The organism is Trinickia sp. NRRL B-1857 (assembly GCF_050470685.1).
GTDB lineage: Bacteria > Pseudomonadota > Gammaproteobacteria > Burkholderiales > Burkholderiaceae > Trinickia.
The window spans coordinates 3914923-3929448 of record NZ_JBFLUK010000001.1; the positions used below are offsets into that span (position 1 = coordinate 3914923).

Below are 14526 nucleotides of genomic sequence, written 5' to 3' on the forward strand. Positions count from 1 at the left end.
CCGCAACTCAGATTGCGACGCCTTTGTCGTGCGTGGCGCGGCGAACCGGCCGCCGCATCGATCGCTAAGGTCAGAAGCGGTGACGCAGACCGACCGACGCCGCGACCTGCTTGTTGTTCGACGACGCATTCAGGCCGTTGATATCCGCGTTGATCGGCAGGTCCTTGTTGACCGCGAGCTGGTAGATCCCTTCGACATAGACGTCCGTGCGCTTGGACAACGCATAGTCCGCTTGGAGGTTGAACTGATTCCACTTCGGACTGACACCGGCGATCGAGCCGTCGGTATACGTGTAGGCGCCGGCCAGGCTGACCGCCGGGGTGAGCGCATAACGTGCGTTGACTTCGAAGTTATTGAAGCGAGCCGTTCCGCCCGGCAGGGCGAGCGTCGCGGCCGTGCCGGCACTAGCTCCGTTGATGCCGGTCGCGTCGTTCAGATGCGTTTGCGTGAAGACGAAGCCGGCCGTGGCCGGGCCGAACGTGTAGTTCAGGCCGGCGCCCCAGGTGCGCTGACGGCTAGCGACGAACGTGGCGTCGCCGGCCACGGAGCCCGGTGCGGTCGCGGCTTGATTCAAAGCGTTCAAATCGTTGTCGATTTGCAGGTACGCCGCTGCGACGTTCAAGCCCATCCACGAGTACGACGCCCCGACGCTAATCGTCCGGTTGTTCGAGAACTGGCCCGCCGTGTTGGAGAAGCCGTACAACGCGCCGAACTTGAAGCCGCCGTAATTGGCGCTCTGGAAGTGGACCGAGTTGTTGATCCGGAACGAGTTGTCGAGGTTGTCGTTATCGAACGGGTGGGCGAAGTAGGTGCCGCCGTACTGCGTGCCCGTGAGCGCCAACGGCCCGAGGTATTGAACGACGTCGTCATACTGGCGGCCGAGCGTCACGCTGCCGAACTGTTCGCTGCTCAGACCGACGAATGCTTGACGGCCGAACTCGCGACCGTTCTGCTTGAGCGTGCCGTTATTGATGCCGAAGCCGTTTTCCAACGTGAAAATAGCCTTCAGGCCGCCGCCGAGGTCTTCGGCGCCGCGCAATCCCCAACGGCTGCCGTTGACCGCTCCCGTCGATTGCTGCCAGGCGTGCCCGCCGCCTTGATTGTTCGTGTAAGTGATGCCGGCGTCGATGAGTCCGTACAGTGTCACGCTGCTCTGAGCGTGTGCCATCGTCGCGAATGCGCCCGAAAGGGCGCCCACTAGAAGCGTCTTTTTCATCTTTCACTCCAGTATCAGGAAGGTTGCTGGGTGCTCGCGCGAGGCGATGCGGGGATCCACGGCAGCACGTCCGTTTTCCGAACTGGGTTGAGTGTAAATACCACCTCGTTTCCGATTGACTTTCAAAAACGGAAATAAAGTTTTGACGATTTTGGAAGTTACGTTCGATGTCCGTCTGAGCCTTGTGGAATAAGGCTCGCATGGATTTAAAAAGGGTTGGATTGCAATATTGACAATGCGAGACGTTGTGTTTGTGAGACGCTATTTCGCACCGGAATCGGGCGAGTTGTCCGCGCCGCCGTCGATTATTGACGCTTTGGAAAAAGTCGTTTGCACGGCTCGAGGATAAACGCCGACGATTGCGCGGCTATACTGCCGGTTCTGCTTGCCCAAGCAGACTTTTTCATCAAGGAAAAGACGTCTCCAAACCTTTGTCAGCGCGGCTTCCCAGCCGCGTCTTTTTTTGTCTTTCAGCCGCGCAGGCGCCGCCCTCCGCGCTGCTTGTCTTCCGCGCTCGGGTAAGGGCTTGCGTCGTCATCGACCGGTAGGGCCCAATCTTCCATCACATAGTGCCGGGCGTCCATCGGCGATGCCAACAGATTCTGCCAGTGGTCGCCGTGCCAGAACGGGTCGAACTCGAGGATCGAGGTTGCCGCGCTATTCGTCCGACCAGTCGTCGCCTCGCTTGCGCGGGGCAGACGGAACAGCCAGGAGACGAAGCGCCGGAAGTTCGATGCATGCATGGCCGTCTCCAACTCAAAATACGTCAGGTTGATGATCCGACGACGGCGTCAACTCGGCAACCCGGAAAAATACTTACCGTAGAAATATCTTGTTGCAACTAGCGAAGATTTTTCCTGTACGGCGTATTTTTATCTGCCCGTCCCAAGTAATAGTGACTCGGTCGGCGTAATTTTCTAGTACAACGCGCATAACCCGAAGTCGACCTCAGCATTTAATGAAAAATTTCTTGACGACAGATCGACGGAACATTTATAAAAGCAGCGCCGGAATGACCCAGTGAACGGCGCCCCGGGAGAGAGACCGAGGTGTCGTTCTTCCGAGGCTGGGGTTTCAGGCGGAGGGGCGCTGCCCGTCTATTAAAATTTCGAGGGAATCAGTACTATGGAAACCGGTGTCGTAAAATGGTTCAACGATGCTAAAGGCTTTGGCTTCATCACCACGGACAAGGGCAACGAGGACGTGTTTGCGCATTTCTCCGAGATTCAAGCTGAAGGCTTCAAGTCTCTGAAAGAAAATCAACGCGTTCAGTTTGATGTGAAGACCGGCCCCAAGGGCAAGCAAGCGGCGAATATTCGCCCGCTGTAATTCGTTTGTCCCGGCAAACCGCGCCCCGCTGTCTTCGAGACGGCACAAGGCGCGGCATGCATCCTTACAAGGGCGCTCGGGTGGTGCATACTTCGTTAATCGAAGCACCCGAGCGCCCTTATTCATGTCAGATTCATTCTCGCCGACCCCGTTGATCGACACCCCAATTGCGTTCGTCGATCTCGAAACCACGGGCGGTTCGGTTGCGGAGCACCGCATTACCGAAATCGGCGTCGTGCAGGTGGACCAAGGCGGCGTTTCCCGCTGGAGCACACTGGTCAACCCCGAGCAGCCCATTCCCGCATTCATCCAGTCACTGACCGGCATCACCGACGATATGGTGCGCGATGCACCGACGTTTGCGTCGTTCGCTGCTGAGCTCTTCGAGCGGCTCGACGGCAATTTGTTCATCGCGCACAACGCGAGCTTCGACCGTGGATTCTTGCGCGGGGAGTTTCAGCGGGTCGGTTTGACGTTTAATCCCGACGTGCTTTGCACGGTCAAGCTATCGCGCGCCCTGTGGCCCCATGAGAAGCGCCACGGCTTGGACGCGCTGATCGAGCGTCATGCCCTCGAGCCCCTGGCGCGCCATCGCGCCTTGGCCGATGCCGATCTCCTGTGGCAATTCTGGCAACGCTTGCATGGCGCCTGGGCGCCCGAGGTGCTACGGACCCACATCGATCGTACGATGCGCCGCTACCGGATCGCGGGTGACATCACCGAGGACATCATCGATGCGGCGCCGGCCGGGCATGGGGTCTACGCGTTTTTCGATGCGTCGGACGCACCGCTCTACGTCGGCCGCAGTGTGCGTGTGCGCCAGCGTGTGCGGGCACATTTGACCGGGGAGCGGCGTTCGGCGCGTGAGCTTCGAATCGCGGAGCAGGTGCGTCGAGTGCAATGGCGCGATACCGGCGGCGAGGTGGGTGCATTGCTGACCGAGGCGAAGTGGATCGGCACGTTGCGTCCGGTGCACAATCGCCAGCCACGCATCGGCCGGACCGAGGCGCTAGCCGCGCCGTGGCCTTTCCAAACAGCGATCGTATTTGAGGAGCGCGGGCAAGACAGCGCCTGCGAGAGCGTGTTTCACGTCGTCGACCGGTGGTGCTATCTCGGCGCCGTGCAGACCTTGGAAGCCGCGCGTGCGCTCGCGGCCGCGCCAAGCGAGCCGATATTCGAGCCGATGACGTTTCGTATTTTGCAGACGCACCTTGCGCGCGGGCTGCGCGTGACGCCGTTGGGGCAGCAGGAGGCAGTGGACGCCGAGGCGCGAGAGGTCAGCCCGAGCGTCTAGGGCGGGCGAGGGGACTAGCCTTCGCCGCCTACGCCGCCCGCGGCGCAGACGTGGGCAAGCGCCGTGTTTAGCGCGGCCGCATCGATCGCGCCATAGCGCGTCAACGTCTTCCAATTCTTTACGCTGCGCGCGAGACGGGCGGGACAATCCTCGGCCGCGCGCCATGGCTGCACCCGTGCCAATGCAGGGATGAGTGCTTGCGTGAGCCGATCGAGTTGCGGCCGTGTGCTTGCGGCCAAATCGGGTGCGGCACCGGCCGGCGGCGCTGAGATGCGCCACTTCGCGAATAGCGCCGTTTGCACTTCTTTGCTGGCGTCGATTTGATCTTGGAAGAATGCGCGAGCGAAGGCCGGGTCGACGTTGGCCGCTTGCGCGCGCTTTTCCACATCGGCGAGCAAAGCCGATTCGCGCGGTGCATCGGTAATGGAGCGATGGTTTGCCCATTTCCATTGCGCAACGGGAAGCGCGAGCGCGAGGCGCTCGGAAACGAGCGCGACGAGATTGGTCATTGCGGTTTCGTCGCCATCGGCGCGTGCGCCGACGCACGCTAGCGAAAGGACTAGCGAAAGTGCGACTGTCGAGAGCGCCTTTCGACGCGCGTTAGCCGTCATTCGACGCGGGCTCCGTGGCCCGCGATCGTCATTTCTGCTCGCACGACTTGCGCTGCTCGTCGAAAAACGCTCGCACGTGCTCAGGCAGTTCAGCCGCCAAAAACTCGACGCCTGCCGGATCTTGGTCCGGGGTGGCCACTTTTTCTGGGGGCGGGATTTTGGTGGGCTTGGCTTGCATGATCTGATCTCCTGGCACGTAACGATTATCCGACGCGCTTCCTGCGAAGCGCCAGCGCCGAATCTTTTTTTAACGCTTTGTTGCATTAACGGCACAGCGTCGTGCTCTTTGAAGAGAGGCGGGTGATTCTTTGATCAATATCAATCAACCCGCCAATGCCGTATCGGCTCGCGTCGAGTGAAAGCTTGTGGCGCTTTTCACCGAATGTCCGTGTTCGGACGCACGTGGATTCAGGGTTTTTATTGCATCGTGCGCTTCGCCTCGCCCATTCGATTACGCTCGCGGAGCCGGCACATGGACGGGGCGATCGTAATCGGCGTTTTTGCTGCGGACGTCGACATGTCCATGGATACGGGCTTGATGGCCGTCTTCGAACATGTAGTACGGGAACGGCCGAGCCGGTTCGGAGACGCGATCGAGTCGAGCGGCGAGCGCCGGGTCGAGTTCGAACTCGAGCGAGGCCAGCGAGTCGCGCAACTGCTCGGGCTTGGTCGCGCCGACGATAATGCTCGAGACCCCGCGCTTGCGATGCAGCCAGTTCAGTGCGACCTGCGCCATCGGGCGGCCCGCCTCGCGTGCGACGGCTTCGAGCTCGGCGACGATCCGGAAATTGCGCTCGGTCAGCTTGTCGAACCCCGGCGGCGGCTTAGCACCGGGGTTTTGCGCGGCCACCGTATCCAGCCGGCCGCTACCGGCAAACCCGCCTTGCGACGGTTTGTATTTGCCGGAGAGCACGCCCATCCCGAGCGGGCTCCAAGGCACAAGACTCATGCCGAGTTCCGCCGCCAAATCGGCGAACTCCAATTCGGCGTTGCGTTCGATCATCGAGTACTCGAGCTGCATGGCCGCGACGGGTTCGAAGCCGCGCCACTGCGCGAGCGTCTGGGCCCGCGCCGCAAACCAGGCGGGCGTATCCGATAAGCCGACGTACCGGATCTTGCCTGCGCGCACGGCATCGTCCATGGCGCGCATGACTTCGTCGACCGGCGTCATGCGATCCCAAGTGTGCAGGTAATACAGATCGATATAGTCGGTGTTCAAGCGCTTGAGCGAGCCTTCGAGCGCACGCAAGAAGTTCTTGCGGTGATTGCCGCCCGCATTGGGATTGCCCGTCTGCGCGTTGTAGCTATATTTAGTCGCGATAACGAGTTGGTCGCGCAGACCGCGCGCGGCGACGAATTTGCCGATATAGCGTTCGCTCGTGCCTTCTGTATAGAGATCGGCGGTGTCGATGAAATTGCCGCCTTCATCCACGTACAAGTCGAATAAGCGTTGCGCGGTGGCTTCGTTGGCACCCCAGCCCCATTCGTCGCCGAAGGTCATCGTGCCAAGGGAGATCGGCGAAACGCGCAGGCCCGAGCGGCCCAGCAGCGTGTAGCGGTTCATCGTCATGTTCATTGCTCCTTGCGTCGGTAAGAAGTGTCGATGAACGTATCGTGCGCTTTTTGATCTTGTGGAAAAATAGCCGTCTACTGCATGCATTGTGAAGTACAGCTTAATAAACCGGTACGGGAGACGGTCAATGGATCCGGCGCAACTGCCCGCGCTTGTCGCCTTCGCGAGCGTGGCTCGCCATGGAAGCTTTTCACGCGCGGCGGCGGAAGCGGGGGTGTCGGCCTCGGCGCTGTCCCAATCGATTCGGGCGCTCGAAGCGCAACTGAACGTTCGGTTATTCAACCGGACGACCCGTCGCGTTGCGTTGACCGAGGCGGGCGGACAATTTCTCGATCGGGTTCGTCCCGCGCTGTCGATGCTGGAGGCCGCGTACGAGGCGCTCGACGAGACACGGGGAGAGCCGACCGGCGTGTTGCGTATCAACCTTCCACGCGTCGCCAGCGATTTGCTCGTCATGCCGCACCTCGCGGAGTTCGCGCGCCGGTATCCGCGCGTGGCGGTGGAGTTGGCGTTGGACGAAGGGCTGACCGATCTCATCGGAGCGGGCTTCGATGCCGGCATTCGCCTGGGCGAGCGGCTCGCGCGCGATATGGTGGCCGTGCCGCTATCGGGGCCCTTGCGCATCGCGGTGGCTGGTTCGCCGGCCTACTTCACGCGCTATCCGAAGCCCGTCACGCCCGACGATTTGGCGCAGCACAATTGCTTGCGTTATCGGTTCTCGACGAGCGGCGGGATTTATCGATGGGAATTCGCCGAGCCCGGCAAAGGACGCTCGCGGCGAACGTTCGAGGTGCAAACGAGCGGGTCGTTCGTGACGAATGATTTACGTACGATGGTCAATGCGGCGGAGCAGGGTGTCGGGCTCCTCCATGTCATCGACGATTTCGTCCGCCCGCAACTGGCCGATGGCCGGCTCGTTCGAGTACTCGACGATTGGGCGCTGACGTTCGACGGGTTCTCGCTCTATATGCCGAGCCGGACGCAGATGCCGTTGAAGCTGCGCGTGTTCATCGACTTTCTGAGGGAAAGGTGCGGACGGGGCGGTGATGGGCTCGAGGCTCGGTGAGATGGTCGCCAAGAGCCAGCGCTACCTCGACTATGAGGCTTCCGACCGCGCTTTGGCCGCGATGCCGAAGGAGTATCCGCCGAGCTGTCTGATTCCCGTCCATTTCCATGGCCGCGCGCAGATAGTCTTTGCCGTCGCGGGCGTGATGGAGATCACTGCGGGGAGACAGTCGTGGGTCATTCCCCCGCAGCGTGCGCTCTGGGTCCCGGCAGGCGTGGCGCACGCGATGCGTGCGCACGGCGCGGTGTCGCTTCGCACGCTCTATGTACGCCAAGACGCAGTGCCTCAAGGCGCGCCTCAAAATTGCCGAGCGGTGCAAGTCTCGCCGCTGCTGCGCGAGTTGCTCGTCCGGGCGGCCAACATGCGAATGGACTATGACGAGCAGGGTCATGAGGGGCGGATTATGCGGCTCATCCTCGACGAATTGCGGTGGCATAGCCAGCCGCCTTTGTTGCTGACGATGCCGATCAGCGCTCGGCTCGTGGCGATCTGCGAGGCGTTGCGCGGAGATGCGGCAGATCCCCGGACGCTGAACGAATGGGCCCGCGAGCTCGGCTGTACGACCCGAACGATCGCCCGGGATTTTCAGGCGGAAACGGGTGCCAGCTTTCTCAACTGGCGCCATCAAGCGCGACTGCTCGCGGCGTTGCGCCTGTTGCACGAGGGAGAGTCCGTCCTCTCGGCCGGGCAGGTCGTCGGCTACGAGACCGCGAGCGCCTTCACCGCTATGTTCAAGCGCTTGATGGGCTGCACGCCCAGTCAGTACCTAGGCGATACGCGAATGTCCGAAACGGCATAGGCCGTTTCTAAAACGAAGGGATGCCTACTTCGCGGGCTCGATACGATCGTTCGCTTCAGCTCTTGATCGGAATCCTGGGGATATGAGCAGCGAAGCGTCTTACTCGAGCAAAGCGACCGGCACGCGCTATGTCGGCCTAATCATCGTTTCGACTTTTTTACAGGGTTCGTCGTTTGTCGCGAGCCAGATCGTATTGCGCGATATGGCGCCGCTTTGGCTCGCTTCGGTTCGATTTCTTGTCGCATCGGTCGCGATGATTCCGCTGTTTTGGCTCGTGAAGCGGCAGCGATTCCCGAGTATGCCGAAGGGCGTGCAATGGCTGCATGTCGTTGTCATCGGTGCGCTGCAAACAGCGGGCGTCATGGCGCTGCTCAATTTCGGACTCCGCGAGACGACCGCGGCCCGCGCCGCGCTGCTGATGGCAAGCAATCCGCTCGTTGTCGCGGTCCTATCCACGGTTGTGCTCGGCGAGGCGCTGTCGCGAAGAGCTGCCTTCGGTTTGCTGATCGCATTCGCCGGGGTGCTCGCAAGTATCGGCGGCGATGCTTTGACGAAAAGTGGGGGCGTAGGGCGAGGTGAACTATTGGTCGCGTGCGCATCGCTATGCTGGGCGTCCAGCACGACCGTGGCCAAACGCATTGGCGCCACGCTCGGGGCATTCGAGTTGACGTTTTGGCAGATGCTGACGGGCTCGTTCCTTCTCATCGCCATTGCCTATGTGAGTGGGCAAACATTCCGGCTGCCGCAGAGCCAAGTTGTATGGGATGCGCTGTTGTGGCTATCGATTCCGGCCTCGATGGGCGCGATGGGCACATGGTTCGGTGCGCTCGCGCTGGGCGGTGCCGTTCGCACGAGTGGCTTTCTATTTCTGTGTCCGGTTTTTTCCGCCGCGATCGCGTTTCTCGTCAACGGCGAAACAGTCTCCGGACATGAGATCGCTGGAGCTGGCTTGGTCGGGGTGGGGCTGTTGTTGCTCGCCGGGCGGCGGGCAACGATGAATGCGTGAGGCCGACTCGTTATGTCACCTCGGATGATGTTTTGCTGGTTCGCAGGCAATGAATCTCCCCGCGACTGCCAGGCAAGCCCGACGCTGTTCTAAGACTGGTCCAGCGCGACTTGTCGATATTCGGAAAGCCCAATATACTGGCCAAGTTGCAGGCAAGCGCGGAGCCAGTAGAGGTCGTCGCAAGACGGCAGCCCGAAAGGGTGGGATCCTCGAATCCGGGGCCTGCAACAGTACTTTCCTCAGTTAGCAACTACCGCTAGCACTCGGCGCTTCTCTTCCGCGTCGGCACACCAGAATTTCATCCCGTACCCGTCCGCATTCCCTCGATTTCGATAGATGTTGCGTGCCAACAGGCGTAGATAGCCGTCTTCGGTTTCGCCGTAGACAGAGCGGTGTACTGAATAGAATGCGCCGGTTGCGACTGCGTCGGCGATTTGCAGTCCGGCGAGCTGTTCGTGAGCCACCGCGCTAACAGCATCGGGTTCGACACTGTCCCAATGAATACGCACTTCAGCCGAGTTTCGCAGGCGTCGCAAATACTCGCGAAGATCAGCATAGGACATTGCCGACCGATTGGAGAAGATCAACTCCGCGCGGCCGTCGCCACCGTCGACTGGGCGATAATAATCCCGACACAGCCAACTTACGCGCTCAAGCAGTAGTCGTGTCGCGTACCGGTAGAGCGAAAATTTCTCCAGCTGGAACTTTTCGGGATCGGTGATTGACGGCTTGTGTACGAGTACGTGGATATGCCGGAGCGGCGACTCACCAATCCGCCGAACGAATGGCACTCGCTGCTCGTGTTTGAGATTGCGGAAGTGCAGCGCGTGCTTGCGGTCTTTGTTGAGCAGCGCGCGGACTTCTTTCGCAAGGTGAACGAGGTGCAGGTCTCGTTCCTTTCTGATCACTACGGCGGAAAGCACGAACCATCTTGAGCTTCCTTGCTCATTGGGCAGAAATTTAAATCCCTCGTCCCCAGACTCGTCGATATAGACACAAAAACTGCTCGGCATTAGTGCAATCGCCAAAAAGGACGGCTTATACGAAGCGTTGCGCAGGCGTCCGTCGCCCAAAGCAAGTGCGCCGCCTTGTGTGCTCACATATTGTTGAGCCCCGTACGTGGTCCTCGCTCACTGCCTACTGCGTCGAACAGCGCAGTACGACCCGACCCAGAGGGGCGCAAGACGCGCAGGCGACAACACGCCGATGCGGTGAGTGCCTGCCTATTGCATATCCGGACGCCAATCCAGGTGTCCGCTGTCTTGAATACGCCGCAATCATAGTGACGCGGTAGTGATGAATCAAGCGACGGTCTGCGTCTTCGGACTGTTTTACCTAGATTCCCTAAATGGGTTTTGAGAGTGCGTGCTGGCCGCGATTGCGGGGCCTGTCTCGGAACACGGCAACAGTCGTCGCGTGGCCGTGTCCTCGGCGTTCGTCGTTGGCGACGAACTGGTCGCCCAACTTATTGAGGACGTTCTTCACTCGTCGAAACTCGTTACGCCAGATTTGCGCCAAATGAAAAAGGCCCAGCTTTGCGGGCTGGGCCTTTCACAGGAATTCCTGGTGCCGGAAAGAGGAATCGAACCCCCGACCTTCGCATTACGAATGCGCTGCTCTACCGTCTGAGCTATTCCGGCATCAACATCAGAGAAACGCGATTATAGCGACAGTTTTTGGAGGTGCGCAAGCCCCTTCGATCATTTTTTTTCTTCGTGGTGATAGCGCGTCACGCGATCGACCTCGTTCTTCGAACCGAGGAACACCGCCACGCGCTCGTGCAAGCTCTTCGGCTGGATGTCGAGAATGCGCTCGACGCCGTTCGTGGCCGCGCCGCCCGCCTGTTCGACGATGAACGCCATCGGGTTCGCTTCGTACATGAGCCGCAGCTTGCCCGGCTTATCGGGCGTGCGCTTGTCGGCCGGATACATGAAGATGCCGCCGCGATTCAAGATGCGATGGACGTCCGCGACCATCGACGCGATCCAACGCGTATTGAAGTCGGTTTGACGCTCGCCCGTCTTGCCCGCGATCAATTCGCCCACATAGCGCTGCACGGGCTCGTACCAGTGACGCGCGTTCGACCCGTTGATCGCGTATTCGCGCGTATCCGCGGGAATCTGGATGTTGTTGTGCGTGAGGACCCACGAACCCAGTTCGCGGTCGAGCGTGAAGCAGTTCACGCCGTTGCCCGTCGTCAGCACGAGCACCGTTTGCGGACCATAGACCGCGTAGCCGGCCGCCACCTGCTGCCGGCCCGGTTGCAGGAACGACTCCTCGGTCGCTTCCTGTCCGTCCGGGCAGCGCAGTACCGAAAAGATCGTGCCGATCGACACGTTGACGTCGATGTTCGAGGAACCGTCGAGCGGATCGAACACGAGCAAGTATTCGCCGCGCGGATAGTTCGACGGAATCGGGAACAGCGTTTCCATTTCTTCCGACGCCATCGCCGCCAGATTGCCGCCCCATTCGTTGGCGTCGAGCAGAATTTCGTTCGATAGGACGTCGAGCTTCTTCTGTACTTCGCCCTGGACGTTTTCGGTACCCGCCGTGCCGAGCGCTTCGCCGAGCGCGCCCTTGCTCACGTGGTAGCTGATGAGCTTGCAAGCGCGCGCGACGACTTCGATCAGCAGGCGCAAATCGGCCGGCAGATTGTTCGTCTCTCGCTGCTGCTCGATCAAGTATTTGGTCAGGGTAGTGCGACGTTGCAAGGACATTGCGATGCTCCGAAAGGCATGGGAATCCGACAATTTTACCCGCGGGCCGTGACGAGGCTTCGCGTTTTTGTAAGCGTCCGTACGATCGGCGCCTTTTCGGCGGCCCTTGCAGCAAACTCCATGCGCAAAAACGAAGAACGGCGCCTAAGCGCCGTTCTCATCGTCTATCGCGGCCCCGCATACGGTGCTTCGCGGGGCCCTCGCTTATGCCAAGGCCTTTTCGACGATCTCGCGCACGTCACGCGACTTGACCTGCGTCGCGACGCGCTCGAGCGCCTCACGCATACGGTCGCGTAGCGCCGGCGTATAGCGGCGCCACATTTCGAGCGAGCGGGCGAGCCGAGCCGCTACCTGCGGATTCAGCGCATCGAGCGCCACGACCTGCTCTGCCCAGAAGGCGTAGCCGGAACCGTCGGCGGCATGGAACTGCGCCGGATTCGCCGCGCAGAAGCTGAAGATTAGCGAGCGAGCGCGGTTCGGATTGCGCAGCGTGAACGCCGAGTGCGACATCAGCTTGCGCACGATGTCGATGACGGGGCGCCCGGCGGTGCCGCGTTGCGTCGCTTGCAGCGCGAACCACTTGTCGATGACGAGCGGCTCTTGCTCGAAACGGCGGTAGAAGTCGTCGAGCGCGCTCTGCGCTACGCCGGCGCCTGCCGTAACCGATGCCGCGAGTAGCACGGCGAGGGCGGCCGCGCGATCGGTCATGTTGTTGGCTTCGCCGTATTGCGCGTTCGCCAGACGAATCGCGTCGGCCGGATCGTCGAGTTCGGCCAGATAAGCGAGCGCCAGGTTCTTCAGCGCGCGATGGCCGGCTGCCTGCGGAGTCGGCTCGTATGCGCCGGGCGTCGTATGGCGCTCGTAGATCGCGAGCCATTCGTTCTTGAGCGCGGTCGCGAGCCGTTTGCGGGCGAATTGGCGGGCGGCGTGCACGGCGGCCGGATCGGCTTGCGTCATCTGTTCGGCCAAATACGCTTCCGACGGCAACATCAACGCCAGTTCGCGGAATGCCGGCGAGAGACTTTCGTCGGTCAGCACGCGGCTGAACGCGGCAACGGTCGCATCGTCGAGCGCGAGCGGCTCGCCCGCTTGCACGCGACCGGCCAATGCCAGCAACTCGCGCGTAGCGAGCCGTTGTCCCGCTTCCCAGCGGTTGAACGGGTCGCTGTCGTGCGCGAGCAGGAACGCGAGCTCGTCGTTCGTATAGTCGTATTCGACGATGACGGGCGCCGAGAAGTTACGCAGCAGCGAGGGCAGCGGTTGCTCTTTCACGTCGACGAACGTGAAGGTTTGCTCTTGCTCCGTCAGCTCGATCACGCGCGTCGTGCCCTTCGCCTGCGGCTCGCCTTCGAGGCGCAGTGCGATATCCCGGCCTGCTCGGTCGATCAGCCCGATGGCGAACGGGATCAAGAGCGGACCCTTTTGCGTTTCGCGCGCGGCAGGCGCCGCCTCGCCGTAGCCTTGCGTGAGGGTCACGCTATAGCGCGCTGACGCCGCATCGTAAGACGTGCGCACCGATACGCGCGGCGTGCCGGCCTGGCTATACCAACGCTCGAACTGCGCCAAGTCGCGCCCGTTCGCGTCCGCCATCGCGTTGCGGAAATCGTCGCACGTGACCGCTTGTCCGTCATGGCGCTTGAAATACAAGTCCATGCCCTTGCGGAATCCGTCGCGGCCGAACAGCGTCTGGTACATCCGCACGACTTCCGCGCCTTTTTCGTAGACGGTGAGCGTATAGAAGTTGTTGATTTCGACGTAGCTCTCGGGCCGCACGGGGTGCGCCATCGGACCGGCATCTTCGGCGAATTGCATTTGGCGCAGCACGCGCACGTCTTCGATGCGTTTGACCGCGCGAGCCGCCTCGTCGGTTGCGCCACCTTGCATGTCGGCCGAGAACTCTTGATCGCGAAATACCGTCAGCCCTTCCTTCAGGCTCAACTGGAACCAATCGCGGCATGTGACGCGGTTACCCGTCCAGTTGTGGAAGTATTCGTGGCCGACGACGGCCTCGATGTTGCCGAAATCGGTATCGGTCGCCGTCTCTTGATTGGCCAGCACATACTTCGTGTTGAAGATGTTGAGGCCTTTGTTTTCCATCGCGCCCATGTTGAAGTCGCTGACGGCGACGATCATGAAGCGGTCCAAATCGAGTTCGAGGCCGAAACGCTCCTCGTCCCAGCGGATCGAGTTGACGAGCGAATCCATCGCATGCCGCGTCTTGTCGAGGTCGTGCGGCTCGACCCACACTTGCAGCAGTTTTTCCTTGCCGGATCCCGTACGGATGCGCTCCTCGATGGCGACGAGCTTGCCCGCGACGAGCGCGAACAGATAGCTCGGCTTCTTGAACGGGTCTTCCCATTTCGCGAAGTGGCGGCCATCGGGCAAGTCGCCTTCCTCGATCAGATTGCCGTTCGAGAGCAATACCGGGTACGCCGTCTTATCGGCGCGCAGCGTCACCGTGAAGGTGGCCATCACATCCGGACGATCGAGGAAGTATGTGATGCGGCGAAAGCCTTCGGCTTCGCACTGCGTGAAGAAGTTGCCGCTCGATACGTAAAGGCCCGAGAGCGTCGTATTCGCGCCCGGGTTGCACGCGCTCTCGATGGTGAGGGTGAAGGCATCCGGCGCGTCCGCGATCGTCAAGCCATGTTCGTGCGCGCGCACGGCATCGGCCGGGAGCGCCTTGCCGTCGATCGCCGCGCTGACGAATTCGAGCGCTTCGCCCATCAGTTCGAGCGGCGCCGGCCCGGCATCGGCGTTGCGGCGCAGTCGCATCGTGTTCTTGACGATCGTGCGCTCGGGCACGAGGTCGAATTCGAGCGAGACGGATTCGATGAGGAAAGCGGGCGCTGCGTACTCGGCCCGGCGGATCACAGCGGGATTAACGGTATCGGACATGGCGGATGGATGAAAGA

At 61.2% G+C, this 14526-nt stretch carries 13 protein-coding genes and 1 tRNA gene; 5 read left to right on the forward strand and 9 right to left on the reverse strand.

Features of this window, described 5'->3' with window-relative positions; genetic code table 11:
- Positions 1–70: 70 nt before the first annotated feature.
- Positions 71–1216 carry a porin gene (locus AB1286_RS17550; protein ID WP_430364450.1) on the reverse strand — a complete coding sequence of 382 codons (1146 nt, stop codon included), beginning with the start codon at positions 1214–1216 and terminating at the stop codon, positions 71–73.
- A gap of 470 nt (positions 1217–1686) precedes the next feature.
- Positions 1687–1959 carry a hypothetical protein gene (locus AB1286_RS17555; protein ID WP_430364451.1) on the reverse strand — a complete coding sequence of 91 codons (273 nt, stop codon included), beginning with the start codon at positions 1957–1959 and terminating at the stop codon, positions 1687–1689.
- Positions 1960–2341: 382 nt separating this feature from the next.
- Here AB1286_RS17555 and AB1286_RS17560 point away from each other — a divergent pair, with 382 nt between their 5' ends.
- Both AB1286_RS17560 and AB1286_RS17565 read left to right on the forward strand, forming a co-directional pair.
- Complete coding sequence (locus tag AB1286_RS17560; protein ID WP_102646167.1) at positions 2342–2545, forward strand: cold-shock protein; 204 nt, start codon at positions 2342–2344, stop codon at positions 2543–2545.
- Between the two features lie 124 nt (positions 2546–2669).
- Positions 2670–3839 carry an exonuclease domain-containing protein gene (locus AB1286_RS17565; RefSeq protein WP_430364452.1) on the forward strand — a complete coding sequence of 390 codons (1170 nt, stop codon included), beginning with the start codon at positions 2670–2672 and terminating at the stop codon, positions 3837–3839.
- A 14-nt stretch (positions 3840–3853) separates the two neighbouring features.
- Here the strand turns inward: AB1286_RS17565 and AB1286_RS17570 are convergent, their stop codons facing one another.
- From AB1286_RS17570 to AB1286_RS17580, 3 genes are all read right to left on the reverse strand, one after another.
- Complete coding sequence (locus tag AB1286_RS17570; protein WP_430364453.1) at positions 3854–4450, reverse strand: chorismate mutase; 597 nt, start codon at positions 4448–4450, stop codon at positions 3854–3856.
- A gap of 28 nt (positions 4451–4478) precedes the next feature.
- Positions 4479–4628: a hypothetical protein gene (locus AB1286_RS17575; RefSeq protein WP_430364454.1), complete on the reverse strand. Its 150-nt coding sequence runs from the start codon at positions 4626–4628 to the stop codon at positions 4479–4481.
- 273 nt (positions 4629–4901) lie between these two features.
- Positions 4902–6020: an aldo/keto reductase gene (locus AB1286_RS17580; protein WP_430364455.1), complete on the reverse strand. Its 1119-nt coding sequence runs from the start codon at positions 6018–6020 to the stop codon at positions 4902–4904.
- Positions 6021–6150: 130 nt separating this feature from the next.
- On the opposite strand from AB1286_RS17580, the gene AB1286_RS17585 reads away from it, so the two are divergent.
- The 3 genes from AB1286_RS17585 (at position 6151) to AB1286_RS17595 (ending at position 8894) form a co-directional block, all read left to right on the forward strand.
- Complete coding sequence (locus AB1286_RS17585) at positions 6151–7089, forward strand: LysR substrate-binding domain-containing protein (RefSeq protein WP_430364456.1); 939 nt, start codon at positions 6151–6153, stop codon at positions 7087–7089.
- A 1-nt stretch (position 7090) separates the two neighbouring features.
- Positions 7091–7888, forward strand: a complete 798-nt coding sequence (locus AB1286_RS17590) for an AraC family transcriptional regulator (RefSeq protein WP_430364457.1) — start codon at positions 7091–7093, stop codon at positions 7886–7888.
- A gap of 82 nt (positions 7889–7970) precedes the next feature.
- On the forward strand, positions 7971–8894 hold the full coding sequence (locus tag AB1286_RS17595; protein WP_430364458.1) for a DMT family transporter: 924 nt from the start codon (positions 7971–7973) through the stop codon (positions 8892–8894).
- A 239-nt stretch (positions 8895–9133) separates the two neighbouring features.
- On the opposite strand, the gene AB1286_RS17600 is transcribed toward AB1286_RS17595, so the two are convergent.
- From AB1286_RS17600 to pepN, 4 genes are all read right to left on the reverse strand, one after another.
- A complete protein-coding gene (locus AB1286_RS17600; RefSeq protein WP_430364459.1) occupies positions 9134–9994 on the reverse strand; it encodes a DUF3800 domain-containing protein in 861 nt (286 codons plus the stop codon).
- 464 nt (positions 9995–10458) lie between these two features.
- A tRNA-Thr gene (locus AB1286_RS17605) sits at positions 10459–10534 on the reverse strand.
- Positions 10535–10594: 60 nt separating this feature from the next.
- Positions 10595–11611, reverse strand: a complete 1017-nt coding sequence (locus tag AB1286_RS17610) for a class 1 fructose-bisphosphatase (RefSeq protein WP_430364460.1) — start codon at positions 11609–11611, stop codon at positions 10595–10597.
- A gap of 204 nt (positions 11612–11815) precedes the next feature.
- Positions 11816–14509, reverse strand: coding sequence for an aminopeptidase N (gene pepN, locus AB1286_RS17615; protein ID WP_430364461.1), 2694 nt, complete (start codon positions 14507–14509; stop codon positions 11816–11818).
- Between the last annotated feature and the right edge of the window lie 17 nt (positions 14510–14526).